The following is a 24831-nucleotide window of genomic DNA, read 5'->3' as shown; positions in this document are numbered from 1 at the left end:
TGTATGCTGAACAATATCCGGAACATAGCGATCCTCCGCGCCCTGCAACTGGGCGACCTGCTCTGCGCCGTTCCCGCGTTCCGTGCATTGCGCGCGGCTTTCCCGGAATCGGAAATTACGTTACTGGGCCTGCCCTGGGCGGCGGAGTTCGTTTCCCGTTTTTCCAGGTACATCGATCATTTCGTGCATTTCCCGGGCGTGGCGGGCCTTCCGGAGCAGGCGCCCGGCGATTTCGATGCATTCGCCGAAGCGATGCGCGCCAAACATTTCGACCTGCTGGTCCAGATGCAGGGCAGCGGCTGCATCGTTAACGGCCTGCTCCCGGAACTGGGCGCCCAGTTGACCGCGGGCTTCTGGAAGCCGCCGGAAGATTGTCCCAATCCGCTGTCGTTCCTCCCCTATCCCGAACATCCGCACGAAATCCACCGCCACCTGGCGCTGCTGCAATACCTGGGCATCCCGCTATGGGGAGATTACCTGGAATTTCCCATTACTCCAACAGACGAAGCCGAATACAGGCTGCTAAACCTGGATGCGGAGCACCATCAATACGTCTGCATCCATCCCGGTTCGAGGGATCCATCGCGGCAATGGCCTGTCGAATATTTCGCAAAAGTGGCGGATGTGCTGGCGGAAGAAGGCTGGCCGGTAATATTAACCGGAACGGAGGGTGAAAAAGAACTGACGCAGGCCGTGATGCAGCAGATGCAACACCCGGCCATCGATCTGGCGGGAAGAACAACCCTGGGCAGTCTTGCCGTGTTGCTGCGCGGCGCACGGCTGCTCGTCAGCAACTGTACCGGCGCGGCGCATGTATCCTACGCGTTGCGGACGCCATCGGTGGTCATCAGCATGGACGGGGAACCTGCGCGCTGGGGGCCGTTGAATACCGCGCTGCATCATCTTTACGACTGGAAAAAAGATCAGGAATTAGGACAGGTGATAGATTCGGCGATTGAATTATCACGGTAGCGGAGCAGGCGCAACGCTTCGGCCACCATATTTTCCGGTGTGGCAACCCGATGATCGCCGGAGAAATACTTCCTTCCTACAAATCTGACCGCTAAATTCCGGCTGTTGATCATCAACGGCACATCAAAATACAAAACCGACGAAATGCCGTTCCATGGCGTATGCTGCGGATTGGTTTTAGCGTAAGCCACCACCACCGGCGTTCCCAGCGCGGCTGCAATATGTGCCGGGCCTGTATTGGCCGTGAGTACGAGCGCCGCATGTTTTACCAGCGACAAAAATACCTCCATCGGCAGGCGGCCGGCCAGCGAAAATCCCAATGGCCCGCATGCTCCCGCAATCCGCTGCGCCTCCGTCACATCCCCCGGCATGCCCGTACAGATTACCTGCATGCCTGTCGTGGCAACGATTTCCCGGGCAACAGCATCCCAGGAAGCGGCGGGATATTTCCGTTTGGCTTCACTGACACCACAATTGAGCACGATGTAAGGTTTATCCGTGTCAACGCCCGCTTCCTTCAGGCGAGCCCGTAATGCTTCATGTGGATAGTTGGACTGCAGGGAAAGGTCTTCATTATCCATTCCGGCACCCAGCGATGCAGCGAGTGAAAGATCGCGGAGCACCTGGTGGCGGAGGGTTTCGTACGGTTCTGCGTCCGGGATCCAGTGGGTGAGCAAGGCATAGGGGTTTTCCCGGCAATACGCCGCCCGGATGGGAATGCCGGCCATAAAAGCCAGCATGGCGGCGGGTAGCGGGTTTTGGGTGCATACGGTAAAAATTACCGCCGCATCGAAATGCATGGCAGCGAGACGCGCCGCCATTCCGCCGATATCCGCACCGTCTCCCCCCTTTACCCAGGGCGCTTCCCAGGTAATGATCGCGTCGACGACCGGGATGTGAGCCGCAATAGATGCGCCTGCGGCGGATGTGAGCAGCGTGATCGCCGCGCCGAAATGTTCCTTCAGCGCGCGGACCGCGGGGGTAGACATGAGCACGTCGCCCATATTATCCAGCCTTATAACGAGAATGTTTTTCATGTATTAAACCGATTTCAGCACGGGATCGCTGTGTATGCGCCTGATAACGGAAGTAGTGGAACGCCCGGGCACGAGCGGCAGTAACCGGACTTCTCCTCCCAATTGTTTTACCAGTGAGGCTTCCGGCAATTCTTTCCCGGCATAATCCCCCCCTTTCACGAAAACATCGGGGCGTATGGCGGAGATCAGCGACACGGGGGTATCCTCTTCAAACGAGATGAGATGCGTGATCGCTGAAAGTCCCGCCAACACCTGGATACGTTCTTTCAACGCGTTGATGGGGCGATGGGCGCCCTTGTTCCGCCGGATCCCCGCATCCGAATTAACGCCTACGATCAGCACGTCTCCCAGTTCCGCCGCCGCTTCCAGGCAGGCCACATGCCCGCTGTGGAGAATGTCGAAGCATCCGTTCGTGAAAACCACTTTTTTACCCAGCGATTTATAATAGCTGCTGAGCGCGGCCGCTTCAACCGCGGAATACAGCAACTTGCCCGTGGCTGCCGCCTGCGCCAGCAATTCGGCATGACTGCAATACGCGGTACCCGGCCGGGAGATGGCAATGGCGGCCGCTTCGCCGGCGAGCCAGGCCGATTCCGCGGCCTCCGCCCCGCAAACCGCCGCCAGCGTGAATGCACTGATATATGCATCGCCCGCACCGTTCACGTTGGGATGCGACACCGGCCGCGCGGGCAGCGTGGCCTGCGGAATCCCTCCGGCGATGATCACGGCGCCGTCTTCGTCCAACGTAACGGCCGCTACCGCCGCTCCCGTGGCCGCGCAGATACCAGCGGCCGCAGCTTTCACCTGCGCCGGACGGTTGGCCGATGCGGTTTGCCCCATCAGCAGGAGCGCTTCCTGGTAATTGGGTTTCACCAGCGACGGGCGCAGCCGTTTAAAAACTTCCGCATGCCGGGAATCCACTGCCAGGTACACCTCCGTTCGCCGCCGGATTTTTTCCAGCGCAGCAATGACGCCCGGCGTAAAGACGCCCTTGCCGTAATCGGCGATCACGATGGCGCAATGCCCATCGCTGGCGGTTTCCAGCAGTTCGATAAAAGCTGATTCCGTAGCAGGTGACAACGGCGTCTCCGTTCCTTCATCCAGCCGCGCTACCAATTGCCGGCCTGCAAGCACTCTCGACTTCACGATGCTCCGCCTTTCCTCCGCAAACACGAACCGCGCCGCTATACCGCGCGATTCCAGCATCGCCTGTGCATGCCGGCCGTTTTCATCCGCACCTGCCACGCTGCAAAATGTAACCGCTGCGCCAAGTTCCCGTAAATTAACCGCGGTATTCGCCGCGCCGCCAGGCGCTTCCGATGCTTCCGTCATCTCTACCACCGGCACCGGCCCCTCCGGGCAAAGGCGGTGGCTCTGACCATGGAGATACCTGTCGATGATAAGATCTCCGATCACCAGTACGGCGCAGGAAGTAAATCTCGATATGATTTGCTGATACATGTCGTTCCTTTTAGTCGTTTCGAATAATCCAGCCCGCCGCTTCCAGCAGGTTGTCTGCAATAAAATCCGGGCTCCTGAGCGCATTGCGCTCCCATTCCGTTTCGTGGCCATTGTCGAGTAAAATGGTTCTGCAGCCGGCGCGGTTGCCCGCTTCCACATCGTGCAGGATATCGCCCACCATCCAGCAGTGCTGAAGTTCGAGGCCAAGATCGTCCGCGGCCCGCAACAGCAGGCCGGGCTTCGGCTTGCGGCAGGAGCAATCGCGGTTGTATGGCTGCACCGTGCCCTGGGGATGATGCGGGCAACAGTAAAACCCGTCAAACGGGACGTTCAGCAATTCCTCCAGCCGTTCCCTCACCGCCTGCAACGCATCTTCATGGAACATCCCGCGCGCAACACCGCTTTGATTGGAAACGAGGACGAGCGCGAAACCGCGCCGGCGCAGCTGTCCGACAGCCTCTCCGGCGCCCGGTTCCAGCGCAATGCGTTCCGGGTCTGTGTTATAGGGAACGTCCCGCACGAGGGTCCCGTCTTTATCGAAAAACACCGCCTTCCTCATGCTACCGCGATTTTATCCGACTCCACGCCTGTTTCGCTGCCGGAGTTGCTGAAAAGTTTTCGTTCTATCAGTCCGCAGAGCGTATGCAGCGCATGCAGTTGCAGTTCCTGGATCCGCACCGTACTGCCGGTGGGTACAATGACGTTCAGGTGGCCGTAGGCGGCGGCGTCCCCGCCGTCTTTTCCCAACAGGTTGATGCAAAACACCTGTTTTTCTTTCGCCGCTTCGAGCGCCCGCAGGATGTTTGGCGAACTGCCGCTGGTACTGATGCAGAACAGGATATCGCCCTTTGTCGCCAACGCCTGCACCTGCCGGGCAAAAACATCGTCGAACCCGATGTCGTTAGACCAGGCCGTCAGCAAAGCCGTATCGGCAGTGAGGCTCACGACCGGCAATCCCGGCCGGTGCGCCAATTCGAATCTTCCCATGAGCTCCGCCGCAAAATGCTGGCTTTCCGCCGCGCTGCCCCCATTGCCGCAAACGAGTACCTTCCCCCCTTTCGACAAACAGTCGCTCATCTGCTCCGCCGCCTCCAGCAAAGGTTTCCGTAAATGACGGCTGCATTGCTCCACCACTTCGGCGAGGTGCGAAAAAGCGCCGTCGATGAAATCGAGGTCGGCCGTTTGCCGTTGCTCCGGCTGCCGGGCTGCCAATATCTCCCTGAATACCACGATCATCTTTTCGGCGACCATCCGCCAGGTGAAAGCCGCCTTCACCCGTCTCACCGCGTTCCCGGCCATAGCGGCCAGCAACGCCGGTTGCGACATCAATTCATCAACGGCTTCCGCCAGCGCCGCCGGGTCGTTGGGCGGCACGAGCCGGCCCGTTTTCCCGTCGCGGACACTGTATTTGATGCCACCCACAGCCGCGCCGATCACCGGCGTAGCACAGGCCATCGCTTCCAGCGGCGTGATGCCGAAGGGCTCATACCAGGGCGTAGTGATAAACAGGTCTGCGGCAGAATAAAAGTATTTCAGTTCGTCCCGCTTCTTTTGTCCCATGAAAGTGATCCGATCGCTTACCCCCAGATCTGCCGCCAGCTGCTGCAAACGGACCACTTCCGCTTCGGGCTCGCCGCAGGTCTCCGTTGCTCCGCCAACGATCAGCAGGTGCGCATCCGGAGAGCTCTTCAGCAGGGGCAATGCACGGACCACGTTATCGACGCCCTTACGCGGCACCATTCTTCCCAACTGCAACAGCACGGGGCCAGTGGCCGGCAATTGCAGCCGCATGCGCGCCAGCTGCCTGTCTACGGGGTAAAACGCCTCCGTATCCACCCCGCAGGGGATCAACGCGATCTTCTCCGGCGCAGCGTTATAGAAATGCACCAGATCGTCGCGGTCCTGCGGGCATTCCGCGATGATCCTGTCTGCCGAAGCCACCACGTCGGTTTCGATCTGAAGCCGCGCTTCGGGGAAGCGGTCGCGTGCGCCCTGGTGCATCCGCCGCACGTATCCCAGGGCGTGGAACGTTACCACGAACGGGATGCCAAGCCGGGCTTTCAGCTCCATCGCCACCAGGGCCGACATGAAGAAATTGGCGTGTACCACAGCATAACTTAGCTGTTCCGTTTCGATGAACAAAAGCATATCGTCGCGAAACGCGGGCATGAACGGCAGCAGCCTTTCCTTCTCGATATATTCCACCGGGCCTGCATCTACATGCACGATCCGCACGTTATCGCGCCACTTGACGCATCGCGGGATCCCGGGATGTTCGCGGCGGGTAAAAACGTCGACTTCAAATCCTTTTCTTGCAAGTTGCTGCGCCAGTTCACCAACGTAAACGTTTTGGCCGCCGGCGTCTACACCGCCCAAAATGGCCAGCGGAGAGGCATGCTCGCTGATGATCGCTATTCTTTTTCGCATATGCTTAACTATTTATTTGATGATCTGAATGCATGGGGCCCGATACAACCGTTGCGGCCTGGGCAGTAATGGCCAGATGAAACGCATCTTCCCAGTCGGCCGTAAAACGGCGGATATTGAATAGTTCCCTGGCGGTTTCGCGGCCTGCCAGGCCAATGCGCCGGGCGTAGGCATGGTCGCGCAGGAGGCGTTCCATACCGTCGAATAACACATTAATATCCGTATGAGCAATCCCGTTCTGTTCATGCTGAATAACGGCCGCAAGCTCCGTAACCGCCAGGCCTGCCACGGGCATCCCCTGCATCATGGCTTCGCAAACGGCGAGCGCGAGGCTGGTGTGGCGGATGGGATGGAAAAGAAAACGGTACCGTGCGCGGGCGGCAGGCAGCTGCGGATGCAGGATTTCCCCGATACCGGAGGCACCATTGCCCATGCCGGCAAGATCGATCGGGAGGCGGCTGCGCGCCTCGGCGAGGAGGTCCCAGCCCAGCGCGCGGCCGCGCTGTTTCATGTGATTGACGACAGTAAGCCCGCGGGCCAGCCCGCCCGTCCAGGGCACGGGAGTGTCCGTAACCCCGTGCGGGATCACCATCGTGGGCGTGCTGTGGTTGTCCCACATCAACCGGTTATAATGCGTGACATGCACAAGCAATATCCCCGGATCATTTGCAGGATGCGGCGTTGCCGCCGCAGGGCCGGCAGGTGTATTGTGCTCCAGGTAAATCCGGGGCAACTGCCGTTGCGCTTCCGAGAGAATGGCGTACTGGTCTGTACGGTAATTGCTTTCGGACTGGAATAAGATGAGATCGAAATGCTGATGACGGACCTGGTCTGCGGGGATTTCCCGCACGTTGTCCCCAAAAGGGAACGTTTCTCCCCTTCCCCAATATCCTTCGCCCTTTTCGGGCCTAACGGGAATGAATATATCATAATCTCCCTGCGACAGGTAAAAGAGGTAACTGCCGTGTACATGCCATGTAAAAATGCGGAGCCTGGGTTTGTTGAGGATAGCCATCGTCTGTCGTGCGTTTAATGGCTTATCGACCAAGAAGCGAACCAAACAAGCAACAGCATTGGCTTTCATTGGAGGAACAACGGAGCGCCCGGCAGAAGTATCAGCGGAAAAACGTCGTGTATCCCTGGCTATGGACGGAAGGGCCAGGCGGATCGCCGGACTGGCGGCATGTGTTGACTAAAATGCTCACCTGTGGCGATTCGTTCCCCTTTTCGGTATAATTGCCGGGACGATGTTGCCGTTGCCGCCAGGGAACCATTCGGATTCTTGATAATTTCCCCCTATCTTGTTTGCGCCGCAGGAAACCGGCTATCTTAATCCTTACTTTGATGAAAAATTACCTATTGCTGCTGGGCGCCCTTATCATGGCCCCGCTGTTGGCATTCAGCCAAGAAGCTTTCAAAATTACACATGGCCCGTATTTACAGGCGCTTGGGGAAACCGGCGTCAATATCGTGTGGACGACCAGCAAAAATTCCATCGCCTGGGTAGAGCTGGCGCCTATGGATGATTCTCATTTTTACGCCAGGGAGCGCCCGAAATATTTCGCGGCGGCACATGGACAGAAAACGGAAGGCATGGTGCACAATGTGCGCATCGAAGGATTGCAACCCGCCACAAAGTACCGTTACCGCATCTATTCGCAGGAAATCCTCAGCCACGAAAGCTACATCGTCAAATACGGCAACATCGCCGCCAGCGCCGCTTACCGCGCCGAGCTGCCCACTTTCACCACCCTCGATCCCCAGGCTACGGAAACCGGCTTCGCCATGGTGAACGACATCCACCAGCAAAGCGACGTGCTGAAGAAACTGCTCTCGCAGGTTGACTGGAAACAAAACCAGCTGGTGTTCTTCAACGGCGACATGCAGAACAATTCCCGCAACGAAGCACAGATATTCAGCTCGTTCATGGATACGGCGATCAGCGTTTTCGCCGACCGTGTGCCCATGTATTACGCCCGTGGTAACCACGAAACGCGGGGCGAGTTCGCCAGTGCGTTCCCGCGGTACTTCCCTACGGCCGACGGCCAGCTGTACTATATTTTCCGCACCGGGCCCGTTTGCTTCGTGGTGCTGGATACGGGGGAAGACAAGCCCGATTCCGACATCGAATATACCGGCATCGCAGACTATGACGCTTACCGCACCCGGCAGGCCGCCTGGTTGAAGGAGGCGCTGAAACGGCCGGAATACACCGAAGCGCCGTATAAAGTAGTGATCGCCCACATTCCGCCGTTTGGTGGCTGGCATGGGGAAAAGGAAGTGGCGGAAAAATTCGTGCCGCTGCTGAACCAGGCAGGGGCGCAGGTGATGCTGTCCGGCCATCTGCACCGCAACGTGAAAAGGATGCCCGAAGCCGGCGCCTGGAACTTCCCGGTGCTGGTGAACTCCAATACCTCCATCGTGAAAGCCAAAGCGGATGCGAAGCAATTGCAGATCGAAGTGTTTGATTTGTCGGGAAAGAAGATCGATGAAGTGATATTGAAACCGGCGAAATAGGTATGTACTGCAATAGGAAATGACATCTCCGCCACAACAACATTTCAAAAAAGCGCGCACGTAGCCACTACGATGAGTTACAGGCGAGAATTTGCGGCGAGATCTGCAAGCGATAATATGTCAGGCAAGCCCGCTCAACAGAGCGGGTTTTCTTTTGCGCTGCATCCGGATTTCAGGAAGCTTTCCGGATAACGGCCGGCGCTGCGATCGTGCGCACCAAAGCGGTTTTGCGGATGAGCAACGAAATAATCAGATTGCATCCTGCGAGCACGGCCAATACCCATACAAATACCGACACGCCCATCGACTGGATCACCCATCCGCCTACGAACGGCGTAGCCGCCTGCGCGATAAGCTGCGGGCGCGCCAGTTTGCCCATGAGCGCCGCATAACCGTCTGCCCCGAACAGATGCAATGGCAGCGTGCCCCTGAGGATCGTCCGCATCCCGTTCCCTACCCCGTAAGCAACGATGCCCATCGCCGCCAGCGCAGGGCTCCCCAGCAACAGGCCCATCCCTGCCAGCACGCCGGCCGATGAAATGGCCGTAGCCGTCAGTTGCGACTTTTTCGGCCAGAAAAGGTCCAGGAACCGCACGCCCACCTGGCTCGGGCCCAGCAGCGCGCCGATGCCCACGGCCGCGGGGAGCGATAATCCATTGTTCCGCAGTATATCGATCATATGGACAGACATGCCCGTCATAAGGATGGCGCCGATGGTGAGGTGGACCATCACCAGGTAATAGACTTTCGGCTCGCCGGTTGCACGCCGGGCGATGTCTCGGAGGGGTTTAGGCGCGGGCCGCGGGGTACTTGCACTGTTTTTCGGGAAGATGTAAGTATAAACGGGAAAAATAACCGCCGCCAATACTGCCGCGTAAATGAGCAGTGTGTTTCGCCAGCCAAACTGCCCCAGTAGCAAGGTGAGCAAAGGCCAGATGATGGTAGTACAGAATCCGGAAATGAGCGTGATATAAGTGAAGGCTTTGCCGGCCGTAGCGCCGTAACGCTTGCCCAGTGCGGCAAAGAGCGCATCGTACAATCCGAGCGCCATGCCCGTCCCGATAACGGCCCATCCCAGGAAAAACACGGTCACATGCGGCGCGAGGGCTGCGATGGCCAGTCCGGCCGCGATGACGAGCCCGCTGAACCGCATGAGCCGCTCGCCCCGGGGCTTGCCGATCACCCGGCCGATGAAAGGCGCCATGAGCCCGGAAATGAGCAACGCCAGCGATAAGGCGCCATATACCGTCTCGTGCGACCAGCCCGTATCCCGGACGATCGGCCCGCCCACGATGGCCATGAGGAAGAAGGAACCACCCCATAAAAGGATTTGTGTGAATCCCAATACGATACTGAGGCGCCGGGAAGGCGAAAGGGTCTGTTGAACGGCATCCATCGGGTAAGACGGTTTGTTTCCCGGCAAAGTTCCCAACAATGCCTAAATTTGTAAAACGGTATTTTTCTATCACATCCATCGATAAAACCGATCAATTATGGAACTGCGACAGCTGCGGTATTTTCTGAAAGCGAAGGAAATGGGGAATTTCACGGAAGCGGCGAGATTGCTGCATATCAGCCAGAGCACGCTTTCGCAGCAGATCAAGCAGCTGGAAGACGAGCTGGGCGTGCCGTTGTTCAACCGCGTCGGCAAGCGCGTGGTGATCACCGAAGCCGGGCAACTGTTTTCCGACTACGCGCTGCAAAGCGTCCACAAGGCGGAAAGCGGGCTCCAGGTGCTGCGCGACCTCAACAACCTCGAAACCGGCGAAATCCGGATCGGCCTCACCTACGGCCTGCGCCCGGTACTCGCCCCCGCCCTCATCCGGTTTATGGAAACGCACCCCAACATCCGGGTGCAGGTGGTACTCGGAACGTCTTCGGAAATGATCGAAAAACTCCAGCATTTCGAATTCGACTTCGTGCTCACGTTCCATGAAGCGGAAAAGGAAAAGGACCTCCGCTACCAGATGCTTTTCGAATCGCCCATGACGCTCGTCATGGCGCCCGGGATGCCACTGGCGAAAAAGAAAAGCGTGAGCCTGGAAGAAGCCGCCCGCCTGCCGCTTGCATTGCCCGCACAGGGCTACAGCACGAGGGCCTTCATCTCCGAAGTATTGTCCCAGAAAAACCTCTCCCCCAATATTTCCCTCGAGATCAACGACATCCACATGCTCCTGGAAGTAGTGCGCTCGGGCGAATGGTACTCCATCCTCATCCGTACCTCCATCCGGCAGGAAGACGGCGTTACGACAGTCCCCATCACCGGAAAAAACATGCGCCGCAAAGCGATGATCATTTCGCTGCGGGAATCGTACGAAAAGAAAGCGGTAACGGAGTTTTACCGGTTGCTGAAGGAAACCTCGAAGCGGATGGGGTAACAAACCGACCCGCATCTCCGACGCGGGAATACAAGCGCCGTACCGCCGCCGGCGAATATCTACAAAAGCCGGATTTCTCGAAAAGCTGAATATCTCCAGCATCACCGAATTGGCAGCAATGATAAAATTATTCCTGAATTGAAGCGACGTTACAACGCCCGCTCTTTCCGCCCTGCCGCTTCGGCAACGGCAGCCACCCGTTTTTCCCGCGTTTCGGGGCGCTTAGCCATGGCGATCCACGTCAGCATGAGCTTCTGTACCGATTTTGCCTGGCTCGTAAACCAGGTTTTGGCGCCGGGATAGGATTTGAACGCTTTTTCCAGGTCTTTGGGGATGAGATATTGCTCCACTTGGTCGAGGATCGTCCAGGAACCGTTTTGCCTGGCCACTTCAATGCACCGCAGGCCGGCTTTCGTCATTCTTTTGGCGGCGATCAGCTTTTCCACCTTGTCCTTATTGATTTTCGACCAGTTGCTGTTCGGCTTCCGGCGGCTGAAAAACTGGATGAACGTATGCTCGTCGAGCGTTTTGCGGGTACTGTCGATCCACCCGAAGCACAGCGCCTCGTCTACCGCCTCGCTCCAGTTGATGACGGGCTTTCCGGATTGCTGTTTATACATGACCAGCCATACCGATGTTTCGGTCTGATGGTGCTGTTTCAGCCACTGGCGCCATGCCTGGCGGCTTTCGGGCGTAAATGTAGGCGTTTCCTGTTTCAACATTTGAATGGGTTTGTAATGCAAATGTATTCCGGGGGATTGACAGCCTTATGTCAGTAGCCTGCCAACTATTTTTTACTTCGCCTGCCGGAGGATGTATGCCATGGCGCGGTCGATGCCGCGCCGGTCGTCGGCAACTTCCGAATTGACGGGCACGTCGGGCATCACCGGCATATTCCCGGCGCGGGTGCCGCCAGCTCCATGACTGAGTGAAGACGTAGACTGGATGCGGATTTTGCTGGCCGGTAGTTCGATGGTGAACGCTTCGCCGTAATCCTTCGTCCTTTCGCCGGTAGGCTCGCCCACGATGGTGCCCAGTTTCCAGGTTTTCACGACATCGGCGAGGGCCATGGCGCTGGAGAAGGTGAACGGGCCGGTAATGAAATATACTTTCCCGTTGAACAGGGAATCCGCATGCCGCGAAGGCAGCTTCTGCGCGAGGGGATCGCTGGAATTCCAGATGGTACCATTTTCCCGGCGCAGGTAGGACGCTGCGGTATCGCCGTTGGCGATGAGCGCATCCTTGTACGGCTGGCTGATCTTCCAGCTTTTGCGGCCCCAGGAGTAGGGTTTGCGGGTGATGTAACTGAGCAAAATATCGGCCAGATCGGTGTTACCGCCGCTATTGTTCCGCAGGTCTACCGCCAGCGTATGTACGTTCGCCTGCCGGAACGCGGTGAAAGCGGAATCAAGGAAGGCGGAGAATTTGGCGGGACTGGCGCTCAGCGTCCGCACGTCCAGGTACCCCACCTTCCCGTCACGCACTTCAAAAACGAACGGCTCCGTGATATGGGGCATACTCACCGCCAGCGCCGCTTTCAACGGAACGCGCTGTTGAATTACCGTGCGTGGCGATCCTTTCTCCCGGAACGTTACCGTAAATGGCGGGCGTACGCCTTTCAGGTAAAGGAAATACGAAAAAAGCCGAATACCTGCTTCCCGGCGGAAGGCGGGCAGACCGGCCAGGTGCGTATCCAATTCCCTGCGCAGCGCATCCATCCTTATACCGTTGATGCTGACGATAGGTTCACCCGGCTCCAGGCCGTGCACGATAGCCATCATACGGGGAACGTACACGCCGTTTTTGTCTTGCAACAACCGGTACGGGAAGAACAACGGGCTTTGGAAATCGTCACGGAAAGCCGGCTGGCCGAGCTGCGGAGTGGCGTGGGCATCGCCGGTGAGGGCGGTGATTGCGTACATCTTCCACAAAAATTCCGGGATGGAGATGGTGTCGCCGATGGCGTTTTTGATCTCCGCCGTCCGCCGGTCGAATTCCTTTTCGGTAATTTCCGCGAACGGCGAATAATGCGAAGCTTTCATCGTCCGCACATAATAATCGATATCGGAAATGGCCTGGGCGCGCGTGAGGGGGCTTTGGGCGAATGTATTCCCGGTAATCAGCAGCAGGAGGCAATAAACAATTCTATTCATGGAATGAAAAGGTAGGTAAAATCCGAAAAAGAGGATACAGGCCAATTCATAAAGCTGCGTTAATTCTGTTGGCGATCATCCTGGCGGGGTATTGCCGGATGTCGGGGAACCGGTCGCGGTAATACACCCAGTAACTCCCGATCCGGTCTTCCGTCAACCGCCAGTATGCCGGGTTTTCTTTCACGAACCGAGCGAAAGTTGTCATGTTCCCTCCCGTGATGTACGCATCCAGGTCCTGGATGATCTCAATAACGTATTCTCCGAGCAGTTGCAGGACGAACGGAATCATCCAGTAATCAAGATCTTTGTCCAGCGCGGCCAGGGCCCGTTGCCGGACAAATCCGTCGTGATTCCGGAGAAAGGTGCAATGATAAATGCGCAGCTGCGTTTCCGTGAATTGCGGCATCTCCGCGTCGAAATCCGGTTCCCGGCAATAGATACGCGCCGGGATCTGCACCTGCTCCCCGTCCAGCGAAAACATGGGATGGTCGTATTCGAAGATAGCACGATCGCTTTCGAGGATGCCGGATAAATGTTTACCAATGGCCAACGCATCGGGCCGCAGTATTTCGGGCCAGGCCCGGAGGAATAAAGAAACGTCTGATCGGGATAACATAATATTTGATCGGGTTAGGGACGGGAATGTATGCCATTCCCAAAATAGTAACATTCTTCCAAAATCAAAACCACGGGAATGGCGGCCCCATTTTCCGTTTCCTGCTAAATTTCCGCTAAATCGTTACATTTAAGCCGCATAACACGTTTTTAGACCGCCGAGATTATGACTACGCCCGAGATTTACCGCGAGAAATCGCCTTTATCGGAGAAAGATTGCTTTGTTGTTTTCGACAGAAGGAAGTCGTCGTTCACCTTTCCCGTGCACGTGCATCCTGAGTTCGAGCTGAATTTCGTGGAAGGGGCGCCCGGGGCGGAGCGGGTCATCGGCGATTCGGTGGAAACCATCGGCGAGCGGGACCTGGTGCTGATCGCCAATCCGGAGCTGAAGCACGCCTGGAAAGACGGGGCCTGTACTTCCAGCAATATCCATGAGATCACGATCCAGTTCCATTCTTCGCTCATCGAGCAATATCTTGACAAGAACCAGTTCCGCAGCGTCCGCCAGCTTTTTTTGCGGGCGGCCAGGGGCGTGAGTTTCGGGACGGCAACCATAGACAGGGTGCAGCCGCTCCTGCGCATCCTCACCATGGAAACCGACGGATTTTATTCCGTGATGCGTTTTTTGATGCTGCTGCACGAATTGTCGAAAGGAGACGACTACCGCGAGCTGTCGAGCACCGCCACGCCGGAGATCAACAGCGCCGAGCGGCAATTGCAGCAGTTGCGGACGTTCATCAACCGGCAGGTGTCGGGAGACATCGGGATGACCGACGCCGCGGCGGTCCTCAACATGAGCCGGTCTACCTTCGCGCGGTTCCTGAAACTGCATACCGGCATGAATTTCACGGACTATTTGCTGGACGTGCGCATCAACCTCGCCATCCAGGAGCTGAAGGCCGGAGCGCCCGTTCCGGACGTGGTGGGCCGTTGCGGTTTCAACAGCGTTTCCTACTTCTACCGCGTTTTCAAAAAAGCAAAAGGCATCACGCCGGTGGAGTACCGCGACATGTCCCGGAAACATCAAACCATCATCTGATTTCCGGGAAAGCTACTGACGCAGCAGTTCAACCCGATTGAACAAATCGTACAACAAAACCTTCCCACAAGTAAACTTCTCCAACCTGCCCGACCCTGCTGAATCAGCGCGTCAATCCGACATTTAATATTCCCTGAACTGCCACTGCAGGGACTTTCGCCTGCAGCCGGACATGCAGCGCCTGTTAGCGCCATCATCATTCCACCGGCCTGCAAAATTGAACTGATTGTTCAATCAAATTGAGCAATACGGTCAATCCTCCGAAGCACCAATCTTCTAGCTTTACCACCGGATAAAAAAGGGACAGCAACCAAAATGATAAGCAAACGCGCCCCGCAGCGGGCCAATCAGACATAACACCTTTCTTCAATACACTTAAAAAATCCGCTTCTACGTATGAAAAAAATCGCATTCATACTGCTATTTGGAGTATTCAGCCTCAACGCATTGGCGCAGCAGGCGCGCCCGCTCAAGGGCACGGTGACCGACAGGGAAAACAACCGGATCCCCGGCGCCACTGTCCGCATCAAGGGCACTAACAAAGGCACGACTACGGACGCCAACGGCAATTTCTCGCTGGACGTCGAAAAGGGCCAGACCCTGGAATTCTCTTCCGTGGGCATGCAAAAGACCGAAATCAAAGTCGGCGAATCGGCCAACGTGGCCATCACACTGGAGTCTGACAGCAGGCTCGAAGAAGTGATCGTTGTCGGTTATGGCCGTGTGAAAAGAAAAGACCTCACGGGCGCGGTAGCTTCCGTGACCGGGAAAGACCTCCAGGCAGACATCGCCAAGAGCGCCGCATCCGCCCTCCAGGGCCGCATCGCCGGCGTTACCGTCTCCAACAGCGGCGGCCAGCCCGGCGCCGGCATGAGCATCAACATCCGCGGCCTCAGCTCCCTCGGCTCCAACACGCCGCTATACGTCATCGACGGCATGTATGGCGACATGAACATGGTAGACCCCGCAGACATCGCCAGCATCGAAGTGCTCAAAGACGCATCCGCAGCAGCGATCTACGGTGCCCGCGCCGCCAACGGCGTGGTGCTCGTTACCACCAAAAGCGGCCGCAAAGACATGGCGCCTACCGTGAACATCAACGCCCTGACCGGCGTTCAGAACGTGACCCGCAAACTGGGCGTGCTCGATGCCCAGCAGTGGAAAACCGTCATGAAACAATCCGGTTACCTGCCCCAGGAAGCCGTAGACTTCCAGGGCGAAGGCACCAACTGGCAGGACGAAGTTTACCGCTCCGCCCCCATCTCCAAGCTGAACCTCAGCGTGGCCGGCGGTACCGCACGTTCCACCTACAACCTCTCCGCAGGTTATATCAACCAGAAAGGCGTTATCCTCAATTCCGGTTTCAAATCCTACAACATCCGCGCAAAAAACACCTTCAACTTCCTGAACGATCACGTACGCCTGGGAAGCACCATTTTGCTGCGCAATTCCAACAAGCAGATCAACTCGATGACCATCACCGATGCGCTCCGCCAGAACCCGCTGATGACCGTTTACAACCCCAACCAGCTTGGCGGCTACACCGGCATCTCGCCCTGGATGAAGAACATGGACAACCCCGTCGGCCGCTCGATGCTGTTCAACGAACAGCAACATGTGAACGAGCTGCTCGTGAACGGTTATGCGGAAGTAGACCTGTTCGTGAAAGGACTGAAATACAAATTCAACCTCGGCATCAACCGCAACAACGGCCGCAACTACAACGCGAACGTACCCTATGATTTCGGTTCCGGTGCTTACCAGTCGCGCCTCGCCGAAGGAGCGTTCTTCAACAACCAATGGCTGGCGGAGAACACCCTTCACTACGATAACGAGATCGGCAACCACAATATTTCCGCAGTGGTGGGCTATGCCGCGCAGAAGAACTCCAACCGCGGGTTCGGCGCCAGCCGCCTCGACGTTCCCTTTGGTACCGACGCGATCAACGCAGGGCCTACCACACAGCAATCCACCAACGGTTCGCTGCAGGAAAACGCCCTCGTATCCATGTTCGGCCGCGTGATGTACAGCTATGATTCGAAGTACCTGTTCTCCGCGTCCGTTCGCCGCGACGGATCGTCCAGGTTCGCGCCGGGCCACCAGTTCGGCGTGTTCCCCTCCGTTTCCGTAGGCTGGAACGTGATGAACGAAAACTTCTTCGCGCCGTTGAAAAACTCCATCGACGAGCTGAAGCTCCGCGCCAGCTACGGCGTGCTGGGCAACCAGGAAATCGGCAACTATACCACCCAGAGCATCAGCACCAGCGGTATCAACTACATCCAGGGCGGTACCTGGTGGATGGGTACCAACACGGGTGTGGAATGGGTAGCCCTTCCGCAGCTGACCTGGGAAGAGACCAAAACCAGCAACATCGGCCTGGACGCGAGCTTCCTGAAAGGCAAGCTGACGCTGAACGCCGATTACTTCATCAAGGAAACCGACGGCGTACTGCTGAACATCGGCCAGCCCGGTTCCACCGGCATCAAGGGCAGCCCCCCGATGAACGCCGGTATCATCCGCAACACCGGATATGAAGTGCTCGTGAATTACCGGAACAACATCGGCCAGGTGAACTACAGCATCGGCGTAAACGGCTCCACCGCGAAAAACAGCGTGAAGGCCATTACCGTAAGCAGCACCATCCAGGAATTCGGCGGTTACAACCCGCAGGGCGAAGGCACGGTAACCTGGGCGAAAGTGGGCTATCCCATCGGCTCGTTCTTCGTGACCAAAACCGACGGCCTGTTCCAGAGCCAGGAGGAAGTGAACGCACACGTAGGGAAAGACGGCAAGCTCATCCAGCCTGATGCGAAGCCCGGCGATATCCGTTATATCGACTTCAACGGCGACGGCAAGATCGGTGACGACGACCGCCAGTTCGCAGGCAGCCCCTTCCCCAGCTTCATGTACGGCATCCGCGGATCGCTGGAATATAAAGGGATCGACTTCGGGTTCTTCTTCGACGGTATGACCGGCAACAAAATCTATAACTATACCCGCGCCCGGATGGAATCCATGAACGAGTATACCAACTTCGGTATCCGCGCGCTCGATGCCTGGACGGAAACGAACCGCAACACCGATATGCCCCGCTTCACGCAGGAAGACAAAAACAAGAATGCCCGCCGCGTGAGCGACCGCTGGCTGGAGAGCGGCAATTTCCTCCGCCTCAAAACGCTGGAGCTCGGCTATTCCCTGCCCAACACGCTCGTGCAGAAAGCACGTTTCCGCGACGCCAGGGTGTATGCCGCTATGGATAACGCTTTCACCATCACCAAATACAAGGGCTACTCCCCCGACCTCGGCCAGAACAACGAGCAGAACGGCGGCGGCGGCGGCACCATGACCAGAGGTACCGACCACGGCCGTTTCCCCCTCGCGAGAACGATCATGGTAGGCCTCCAGGTGAACTTCTAAGACTGTCATCCACAACATCGACCGAAAAATGAAAAAAATGAACTTTTCCACTATAAAAAGAACTTCATTCGCCGCCTTCCTGGCGTGCACGTTCGCAGCCTGCAACGAATCGGAATTCCTCAACCTGACGAATCCCAACCAGGCTGTAGATAAAACCTTCTGGACGTCGGAAGCCAACGCACAGGCTGCCATGGCCACCGTCTACTCCCCCATCCGCGGGCAGATGTACGGCTACTTCGGCGGTTACACCGGCTGGCATACCATGAACCGCGCAGACGATGTCTGGTTCATCCTCAACGAGGAAATGCACAACTGGGAGCCCGCCACCTACACCAATACGCCCAACACCGCCGAAAGCGATTTCGACCGGCTGTACCAGGCTATCAACCGCGCCAATGTAGTGATGAAGAACGTGCGGAACGTGCCCATGAGCGACGCCAAGAAAAACGAGCTCTACGGCGAAGCCGCATTCCTCCGCGGATACACCTACTTCCTCCTCGTTACCAATTTCGGCGATGTGCCCCTGCGCCTCGTACCGGCACTGGATGATCAGGCCGAAGTGATGAAAGCGTCCTCGCCCGAGGCCGATATCTGGAAACAGGTGATCGCCGACTTCAAAACGGCGAAGGAATTCCTCCCCGTGACCCGCCCCGCGAAAGAATCCGGCCGCGTGACCAAAGGCGCCGCCATCGCCCATCTCGGTAAAGCATTGTGCTATACCAAACAATACGCGGAAGCCGAAACGGAACTGCGGCTGCTGCTGAGCGCACCTTACGCCTACGACCTCACCGCCGAATTCGGCGATAACTTCACCGAATACACGGAGAACAACAAGGAATCCGTGTTCGAGATCCAGTATGACGGCAGCTTCGGACAGGGCGCCTGGGGCTCGGAAGGCCCCAACGACACGCAGGGCTTCGTGATCCCCAACTTCACAGGGCCCCAGGGCACCGGCGGCTGGTTCAAATGGATGCCCACCGCCTCCATCGTGTCCAGCTTCGTGCAGGAACAAAGGCCCGCTGGCTCCGACACGCGCTTCGACAAGCGGATGTACACCAGCTTTTTCTGGAAACATTCCGATTTCACTGACAACGTGCCCGATGGCGCGTGGTTCGGGAATATGTCGTTCGACGAGATCTGGGAAGCCTCCGCATCCAAACGCCTCCGCGGCCAGCCCGACTACCCGACGATCGACGGTAAGAAAGGGCGCTTCCTCATCAAGAAGTTCACCAACTACTACAAGAACGTCAAAGACGCCAACAGCCATTACAACCAGGCGAACCAGAACAACAACCTGCGCGTGATGCGCTTCGCGGAAGTGCTCCTGCTGCATGCCGAAGCCTGCGCCAAGACCAACAAACTCGGCGATGCCGCCGCAGACCTCACGCGCATCCGCAACCGCGCCGGGCTTGCCCCGAAAACCTGGGGCTCCGCAGACGCCATCATGGCGGAAGTGATACACCAGAACGAACTGGAGTTCTTCTTCGAAGGGCACCGCTTCTTCGACCTGAAACGCTGGTACAATTATGCAGACATGAAGCAGATCCTGGTGGCCAACAAGAAACAGGGCGCCGAAAACTTCCAGCAGAAACACTACTACCTGCCCATTCCGCAGAATGAGCTGAACACGAACACAGCGATCAGGCAGCACCCGCTTTGGTAATATGTAAAATGTGAATCACCGGCCGGGAACGGGCATCGTTCCCGGCCTTTTATCCTCTCGCGTATATGAAAGTGAACAACCTGATGCAAGGGCTTACCCGGACCATTCTTCCCGTCCTCCTCATCGCGTCGCTGACCTCCTGCCGCAAAAACCGTGGCAACGATACACCAGACCCCGCTATTCAAAAGACATTCGAACGCCTCGCCGACATCGGCAGCCTGCTCAACGGCTACACCCTTTCCGGCGGCGTTTATACTTTCCGCTTCGAAACGGAAGAAATCCGCATTCCCGCGGAAGAGATCGCGCAGGTGCAGGACCAGCAAGACAAATGGAAAACGCTGGTAACGCTTCGCGGCGGCAAGGTGGTTACCGTGCCTACGAAAGGCGGCAACCTCGATTTTATGGTGGAAGGCGTGACGCTGAACCCCTCGGGCTGCAATCCCCTCGCCGCCCTGGCCGAGCTCCGGTTGCCCGCGGCGGGCCGCATCCGCGTGACGGTGGCAGGAAAAGAAGGCACTTCCGGCACCATCACCCACCTGCTGCAATCCACGCTCGTAAGGCAGGATGTGCCCATTCTCGGCCTGTACGCCAACTATAACAACACCATCACCCTCACCTATACCGATAAAGACGGGAAGGAACGCGGCGCCACGCAGCTCCGCATCCAGACGGCCCCCTTGCCCATGCAGGGCTTCGCCATTCCCCAAACCATCGTTGCCCAAACGGCCAAAATGGAACCGGGCCTGAACCTGGTGAACTATCCCGGTGAAAGCGAGATCGACGTTTCCGCGCCTTATATGGTAGATGCGGAAGGCGAGATCAGGTGGATACTGCTCCTGAAGAACTCCCCGGACTTCCAGCGGTTCGGCGCTTCCATCGGCCTGAAACGTACGAAAAAAGGGACTTTCATCTCCGGAGATGGGCAACAGCACCGGATCGTGGAGATGGATATGTTCGGGAAGCTCCTCCGCAAGTGGGACCTCGCCGCTCTCGGCTATACCTTCCATCACGAAGTGGCGGAAGCCCAAAACGGGAACTTCCTCGTGACCGTGAGCAAATCTTCCGCCCGGCTCGCCAACGGCAAGCCGCGCGTCAACGACTTCATCATCGAGCTCGACCCCGTCAACGGCACCATCGCCCATGAGTGGGACCTGGCTACGATGCTCGACACTTCGCGCTATCCGAAGTTGCCCGACGGCTCCACGCCCGGCCCCTTCGCACAATCGCCCGGCAACTGGGCGCATAACAACTCCGTAGCCGAGCACCTCGGCAACCTGCTCATCACCTGCCGCTACCAGGGCGTTTTTTCCTATACGGCCGGCGGTACGCTGAAATGGATCCTTTCGCCGCATAAAAACTGGGGCGACAAATTCCAGCGGTTCCTGCTCAAACCGGTCGATGAAGCCGGGAACGCGGTTACGGACGTTGCCGTTGTGAATGGAGAGGCCGCGGCGCCGGGGTTCGACTGGGCCTGGGGCCCGCACACGCCCGTGAGCCTGCCCAACGGCAATATCCTCGTGTTCGACAACGGGTACGACCGCCAGTTCATCCCCAATTCGCAGGCGCAGAATTACAGTCGCGCCGTAGAATACAAGATCGACGAAGCGAAGGGTACCGTGCAGCAGGTATGGTCTTACGGTAAAAACCGCGGTGCCGCCGCGTTCTCGCAGGCGCTTTCCGGCGTCCAGTATTTGAAGCAGACCGGCCACATTATGTTCTTCCCCGGTATGGGCGTACCTACCGCCAAAGGGTTCGGCGGCCGCGTGGTGGAAGTGGACCCGGCCACGAAAGAAGTGATTTTCGAGATGGAGATCACCGCACCCAGCGGCACCGCCTTCCACAGAGTTACCCGTTTATCCCTCTACCCCGAAACCTATTAGACAACAGATTTTTTTGGACTTTTAACAATTGCAGAAGAAAGGAAAACACATGAAAGACCAGTTTCAGCAACGCTGGGAAACCCTCGTTCAGCGACAGGAGGCCCTGCTGGCCCAGCCTAACTCTCCCGCTTCGTACCACAACGGCGTCGTGCAGCGATACCGCAACCCGGTCATCACCCACGAACATATCCCGCTTAACTGGCGGTACGACCAGAACCCGCAGTCTAACCCGCACTGTATGGAACGCATCGGCGTCAACACCACTATGAACGCCGGCGCCATCAAATGGAACGGAAAATACCTCATGATGGTGCGCGTGGAAGGGGTAGACAGGAAATCCTTTTTCGCCATCGCCGAAAGCCCGAACGGGACCGACCAGTTCCGGTTCTGGCCGCGGCCCGTGGAAATCCCGGACACCGATCCCCACGAAACCAACGTGTACGACATCCGCCTCACCGCGCATGAAGACGGCTGGATTTACGGCGTGTTCTGCAGCGAGCGCCATCACCCCGATGCGGCGCCCGGCGATCTGTCTACCGCCATGGCCAGCGCGGGCATCGTGCGGACGAAAGACTTCCAGGCCTGGGAGCGCCTGCCCAACCTGCGCTCAACCAGCCAGCAGCGGAATGTGGTGCTGCATCCCGAATTCGTAGATGGCTGTTATGCGTTCTATACCCGTCCGCAAGACGATTTCATCATGGCCGGGCGCGGCGGCGGTATCGGCTGGGCGCTGGTCAAAGACATACTCCACCCCGTTATTGAGCAGGAAACGATCATCAACCGCAGATATTACCACACGATAAAGGAACTGAAGAACGGCGAAGGCCCCCATCCCATCAAGACTTCCAAAGGATGGCTGCACCTCGCCCACGGCGTGCGCGCCTGCGCCGCAGGGCTCCGGTACGTGCTGTACCTCTACCTCACGGCGCTCGACGAGCCCTCCCGCCAGATCGCCGAGCCCGCGGGGTACCTCATGGCGCCCGAAGACATCGAGCGCGTGGGAGACGTGTCCAACGTACTTTTCTCCAACGGCTGGATCTGCGACGACGACGGTACCGTGTACATTTACTACGCTTCCAGCGACACACGGATGCATGTGGCCACCACCACCGTCGATAAACTGCTGGATTACTGCCTCCATACGCCGGAAGACGGCCTGCGGTCGGCTTCGTCCGTTCAGCGGATCAACGAGCTGATCGACCGGAACCTCGCTTTCGAGCAGCAAATGGAAAAGTCTTCCGCCAGCCCGAAATTCATCTAACTTTACCGCCTTTTACCACGTTACAAGGAACACCAGACAATGAAGCTTGCATTAATCGACTTGATCATAATCGCCGTATATCTCGCCGCCATGGTGGTGATCGGCCTCATCGTGAAAAAACGGGCCGCCAGGAACCTCGATGGCTATTTCCTCGGCGGCAAAAAGCTGCCCTGGTATATGCTGGGCCTGTCTGACGCTTCCGGGATGTTCGACATTTCGGGGACGATGTGGATGGTATACCTGGCTTTCGTTTACGGTCTGAAAAGCCTGTGGGTACCCTGGCTGTGGCCGGTATTCAACCAGATTTTCATGATGGTCTACCTCTCCATGTGGCTGCGGCGCAGCAATGCGCGGACCGGTGCAGAATGGATCCGGACGCGCTTCGGGTTCGGCAACGGCGCGGGATTGGCGCACGGGGTGGTGGTTTGTTACGCGGTGATCGGCGTGGTAGGGTTCCTCTGCTACGGATTTATCGGCGTAGGCAAGTTCATCGAGGTTTTCCTGCCGTGGGACATGGTTTCCAATTACGTTCCTTTTCATGTAGCTCCCGAGTACGTCCCTCATCTGTACGGGATTTTCTTTACCAGCATCGCCACCCTGTACGTGATCATGGGCGGAATGGAAGGGATCGTATGGGCCGATGCCGTGCAATTCACCATCATGACGATTTCCGGCGTTACCATCGCCGTAACGGCCATCAATGCGGTGAGCCCGGAAGCATTGGCGGCGAAAGTCCCGGCCGGATGGGATACGCCTTTCTTCGGCTGGGAGCTGGGGCTCGACTGGAGCCACCACATCCCGGCGATCATGGACAAGATCAGCGGCGACCAGTACGGATTGTTTGCCATTTTCGTGATGATGATGCTTTTCAAGGGAATATTCTTCAGCATGGCCGGGCCAGCGCCCAGTTACGACATGCAGAAGATCCTGGCCTGCCGCAACCCGCGCGAGGCTTCGCTCATGAGCGCATCGGTTTCCGTGTTCCTCCTGTTCCCGAGATACCTGATGATCATGGGGTTCACCGTGCTGGCGATCGTATTTTTCAGCGATGATTTCCGGCAGATGGGCAACGGTATCGATTTCGAGACCATCCTTCCCCGGGCGATCAGCCAGTTTTCGCATGCAGGATTGACGGGATTGCTGCTGGCCAGTCTGCTGGCGGCGTTCATCTCCACCTTCGCCTCCACCGTCAACGCCGCGCCGGCATACCTGATCAACGACATCTATCTGCGGTACATCAATCCCAAGGCGCCGGTGAAGACCCAGATCCGCGCCAGCTATATCATTTCGGCCGTGGTGGTGATCTTCAGCACCTGCGTGGGCTTTTACTTGCAAAACATCAATACCATCCTGCAATGGATCGTTTCGGCGCTGTATGGCGGCTATATCGCGGCCAATGTGCTCAAGTGGCATTGGTGGCGCTTTAATGGATTCGGGTTCTTCTGGGGCATGGCGGCAGGGATCATCGCGGCGATGTTCGTACCCCTGCTGTTTCCCAATACCCTGCCGTTGTATTACTTCCCCCTCATGCTCGTGGTATCGCTGGCAGGTTGCCTGATCGGCACATACAGCTCACCGCCGGTGGACGAAGAAACGCTCGTGGAGTTTTATGTGCGCGTGCGGCCCTGGGGCTTCTGGGGACCGGTGGCGGCGAAGGCCATGGCGCGTTATCCCGGCCTGCAACCGAACAGGAACTTCCGGCGGGATATGGTGAACATCGGCGTGGGGATCGTTTGGCAATGCGCCCTTACCCTGCTGCCCATGTACATCGTGCTGCAATACAAACTGTCGCTCCTGAGCACCGTTCTCGTGCTGGGTATTACCACCCTGATCCTCAAGAAAAACTGGTACGACAAGATGAACAAAGAGTCTATCGAATACGACCGGTTCATGGCTACCATCGGAAAAAGTACGCAGGAACAGGTGATGGAAAAATCGGTTGCGTAGAAAATTACTGCTGACATAAGGCTGTCAAAACCGCGGTTTAACTTTGTCTTGAAAAGACGAAGGG

General features: G+C 57.5%; 18 protein-coding genes. 9 read left to right on the top strand and 9 right to left on the bottom strand.

The annotated features are described in order from the left end of the window. Positions 1–3 precede the first annotated feature (3 nt). Entirely contained in the window at positions 4–972 is a 969-nt protein-coding gene (locus ACQKLP_RS09205; RefSeq protein WP_427322186.1) for a glycosyltransferase family 9 protein, read from the top strand. Here ACQKLP_RS09205 and ACQKLP_RS09200 read toward each other — a convergent pair. From ACQKLP_RS09200 to ACQKLP_RS09180, 5 genes are read right to left on the bottom strand one after another with little or no spacing between them, the layout of a single operon-like run. Beyond that, complete coding sequence (locus ACQKLP_RS09200) at positions 924–2009, bottom strand: glycosyltransferase family 9 protein (protein WP_427322184.1); 1086 nt, start codon at positions 2007–2009, stop codon at positions 924–926. The two genes, ACQKLP_RS09205 and ACQKLP_RS09200, sit on opposite strands and share 49 nt — an antisense overlap. A gap of 3 nt (positions 2010–2012) precedes the next feature. Beyond that, entirely contained in the window at positions 2013–3470 is a 1458-nt protein-coding gene (rfaE2, locus tag ACQKLP_RS09195; RefSeq protein WP_427322183.1) for a D-glycero-beta-D-manno-heptose 1-phosphate adenylyltransferase, read from the bottom strand. A 10-nt stretch (positions 3471–3480) separates the two neighbouring features. Then, positions 3481–4029 (bottom strand): D-glycero-alpha-D-manno-heptose-1,7-bisphosphate 7-phosphatase, encoded by a 549-nt coding sequence (locus ACQKLP_RS09190; protein WP_427322181.1) that lies wholly within the window; start codon positions 4027–4029, stop codon positions 3481–3483. Next, entirely contained in the window at positions 4026–5897 is a 1872-nt protein-coding gene (locus tag ACQKLP_RS09185; protein WP_427322179.1) for a glycosyltransferase, read from the bottom strand. Before ACQKLP_RS09185 ends, ACQKLP_RS09190 begins: the two co-directional genes overlap by 4 nt. A gap of 4 nt (positions 5898–5901) precedes the next feature. Then, positions 5902–6912 (bottom strand): glycosyltransferase, encoded by a 1011-nt coding sequence (locus ACQKLP_RS09180; RefSeq protein ID WP_427322177.1) that lies wholly within the window; start codon positions 6910–6912, stop codon positions 5902–5904. Positions 6913–7241: 329 nt separating this feature from the next. On the opposite strand from ACQKLP_RS09180, the gene ACQKLP_RS09175 reads away from it, so the two are divergent. Next, on the top strand, positions 7242–8414 hold the full coding sequence (locus tag ACQKLP_RS09175) for a metallophosphoesterase (RefSeq protein WP_427322175.1): 1173 nt from the start codon (positions 7242–7244) through the stop codon (positions 8412–8414). Between the two features lie 172 nt (positions 8415–8586). On the opposite strand, the gene ACQKLP_RS09170 is transcribed toward ACQKLP_RS09175, so the two are convergent. Beyond that, positions 8587–9810: an MFS transporter gene (locus tag ACQKLP_RS09170; RefSeq protein ID WP_427322173.1), complete on the bottom strand. Its 1224-nt coding sequence runs from the start codon at positions 9808–9810 to the stop codon at positions 8587–8589. 97 nt (positions 9811–9907) lie between these two features. Between ACQKLP_RS09170 and ACQKLP_RS09165 the strand changes: the two genes are divergently transcribed. Then, entirely contained in the window at positions 9908–10792 is an 885-nt protein-coding gene (locus tag ACQKLP_RS09165) for a LysR family transcriptional regulator (RefSeq protein WP_427322171.1), read from the top strand. A gap of 149 nt (positions 10793–10941) precedes the next feature. On the opposite strand, the gene ACQKLP_RS09160 is transcribed toward ACQKLP_RS09165, so the two are convergent. The 3 genes from ACQKLP_RS09160 to ACQKLP_RS09150 form a co-directional block, all read right to left on the bottom strand. Beyond that, the gene (locus ACQKLP_RS09160; protein WP_427322169.1) at positions 10942–11514 is read right to left on the bottom strand and encodes a YdeI/OmpD-associated family protein; all 573 of its coding nucleotides are present in this window, start codon (positions 11512–11514) and stop codon (positions 10942–10944) included. Between the two features lie 72 nt (positions 11515–11586). After that, the gene (locus ACQKLP_RS09155) at positions 11587–12945 is read right to left on the bottom strand and encodes a S41 family peptidase (RefSeq protein ID WP_427322167.1); all 1359 of its coding nucleotides are present in this window, start codon (positions 12943–12945) and stop codon (positions 11587–11589) included. 46 nt (positions 12946–12991) lie between these two features. Next, positions 12992–13561 carry a hypothetical protein gene (locus ACQKLP_RS09150; RefSeq protein ID WP_427322165.1) on the bottom strand — a complete coding sequence of 190 codons (570 nt, stop codon included), beginning with the start codon at positions 13559–13561 and terminating at the stop codon, positions 12992–12994. 165 nt (positions 13562–13726) lie between these two features. Between ACQKLP_RS09150 and ACQKLP_RS09145 the strand changes: the two genes are divergently transcribed. The 6 genes from ACQKLP_RS09145 to ACQKLP_RS09120 all read left to right on the top strand — a co-directional run bounded on the left by ACQKLP_RS09145 (position 13727) and on the right by ACQKLP_RS09120 (position 24767). Beyond that, on the top strand, positions 13727–14599 hold the full coding sequence (locus tag ACQKLP_RS09145) for an AraC family transcriptional regulator (RefSeq protein ID WP_427322163.1): 873 nt from the start codon (positions 13727–13729) through the stop codon (positions 14597–14599). A 396-nt stretch (positions 14600–14995) separates the two neighbouring features. After that, complete coding sequence (locus ACQKLP_RS09140) at positions 14996–18016, top strand: SusC/RagA family TonB-linked outer membrane protein (RefSeq protein WP_427322161.1); 3021 nt, start codon at positions 14996–14998, stop codon at positions 18014–18016. A 37-nt stretch (positions 18017–18053) separates the two neighbouring features. Beyond that, positions 18054–19679: a RagB/SusD family nutrient uptake outer membrane protein gene (locus ACQKLP_RS09135; protein ID WP_427322159.1), complete on the top strand. Its 1626-nt coding sequence runs from the start codon at positions 18054–18056 to the stop codon at positions 19677–19679. 65 nt (positions 19680–19744) lie between these two features. Beyond that, a complete protein-coding gene (locus tag ACQKLP_RS09130) occupies positions 19745–21559 on the top strand; it encodes an aryl-sulfate sulfotransferase (RefSeq protein ID WP_427322157.1) in 1815 nt (604 codons plus the stop codon). 49 nt (positions 21560–21608) lie between these two features. Further along, positions 21609–22820, top strand: coding sequence for a glycoside hydrolase family 130 protein (locus ACQKLP_RS09125; RefSeq protein WP_427322155.1), 1212 nt, complete (start codon positions 21609–21611; stop codon positions 22818–22820). 39 nt (positions 22821–22859) lie between these two features. Next, a complete protein-coding gene (locus ACQKLP_RS09120) occupies positions 22860–24767 on the top strand; it encodes a sodium:solute symporter family protein (protein WP_427322153.1) in 1908 nt (635 codons plus the stop codon). Positions 24768–24831 lie beyond the last annotated feature (64 nt).

Origin of the sequence: Chitinophaga sp. NPDC101104, assembly GCF_050277495.1 — a bacterium.
Classification (GTDB): Bacteria; Bacteroidota; Bacteroidia; order Chitinophagales; family Chitinophagaceae; genus Chitinophaga.
The sequence above is the reverse complement of the archived record's forward strand: the minus strand, read 5'-3'. Positions and strand labels throughout refer to the sequence as shown.

Bases quoted from the DNA above. Each gene is read 5' to 3' on its own strand.
- ACQKLP_RS09200 (WP_427322184.1), bottom strand. From the start codon at position 2,009: ATGAAAAACATTCTCGTTATAAGGCTGGATAATATGGGCGACGTGCTC.
- ACQKLP_RS09145 (WP_427322163.1), top strand. From the start codon at position 13,727: ATGACTACGCCCGAGATTTACCGCGAGAAATCGCCTTTATCGGAGAAA.
- ACQKLP_RS09205 (WP_427322186.1), top strand. From the start codon at position 4: ATGCTGAACAATATCCGGAACATAGCGATCCTCCGCGCCCTGCAACTG.
- ACQKLP_RS09190 (WP_427322181.1), bottom strand. From the start codon at position 4,029: ATGAGGAAGGCGGTGTTTTTCGATAAAGACGGGACCCTCGTGCGGGAC.
- ACQKLP_RS09170 (WP_427322173.1), bottom strand. From the start codon at position 9,810: ATGGATGCCGTTCAACAGACCCTTTCGCCTTCCCGGCGCCTCAGTATC.
- ACQKLP_RS09120 (WP_427322153.1), top strand. From the start codon at position 22,860: ATGAAGCTTGCATTAATCGACTTGATCATAATCGCCGTATATCTCGCC.
- rfaE2 (WP_427322183.1), bottom strand. From the start codon at position 3,470: ATGTATCAGCAAATCATATCGAGATTTACTTCCTGCGCCGTACTGGTG.
- ACQKLP_RS09175 (WP_427322175.1), top strand. From the start codon at position 7,242: ATGAAAAATTACCTATTGCTGCTGGGCGCCCTTATCATGGCCCCGCTG.
- ACQKLP_RS09180 (WP_427322177.1), bottom strand. From the start codon at position 6,912: ATGGCTATCCTCAACAAACCCAGGCTCCGCATTTTTACATGGCATGTA.
- ACQKLP_RS09185 (WP_427322179.1), bottom strand. From the start codon at position 5,897: ATGCGAAAAAGAATAGCGATCATCAGCGAGCATGCCTCTCCGCTGGCC.
- ACQKLP_RS09150 (WP_427322165.1), bottom strand. From the start codon at position 13,561: ATGTTATCCCGATCAGACGTTTCTTTATTCCTCCGGGCCTGGCCCGAA.
- ACQKLP_RS09160 (WP_427322169.1), bottom strand. From the start codon at position 11,514: ATGTTGAAACAGGAAACGCCTACATTTACGCCCGAAAGCCGCCAGGCA.
- ACQKLP_RS09140 (WP_427322161.1), top strand. From the start codon at position 14,996: ATGAAAAAAATCGCATTCATACTGCTATTTGGAGTATTCAGCCTCAAC.
- ACQKLP_RS09130 (WP_427322157.1), top strand. From the start codon at position 19,745: ATGAAAGTGAACAACCTGATGCAAGGGCTTACCCGGACCATTCTTCCC.
- ACQKLP_RS09135 (WP_427322159.1), top strand. From the start codon at position 18,054: ATGAACTTTTCCACTATAAAAAGAACTTCATTCGCCGCCTTCCTGGCG.
- ACQKLP_RS09125 (WP_427322155.1), top strand. From the start codon at position 21,609: ATGAAAGACCAGTTTCAGCAACGCTGGGAAACCCTCGTTCAGCGACAG.
- ACQKLP_RS09155 (WP_427322167.1), bottom strand. From the start codon at position 12,945: ATGAATAGAATTGTTTATTGCCTCCTGCTGCTGATTACCGGGAATACA.
- ACQKLP_RS09165 (WP_427322171.1), top strand. From the start codon at position 9,908: ATGGAACTGCGACAGCTGCGGTATTTTCTGAAAGCGAAGGAAATGGGG.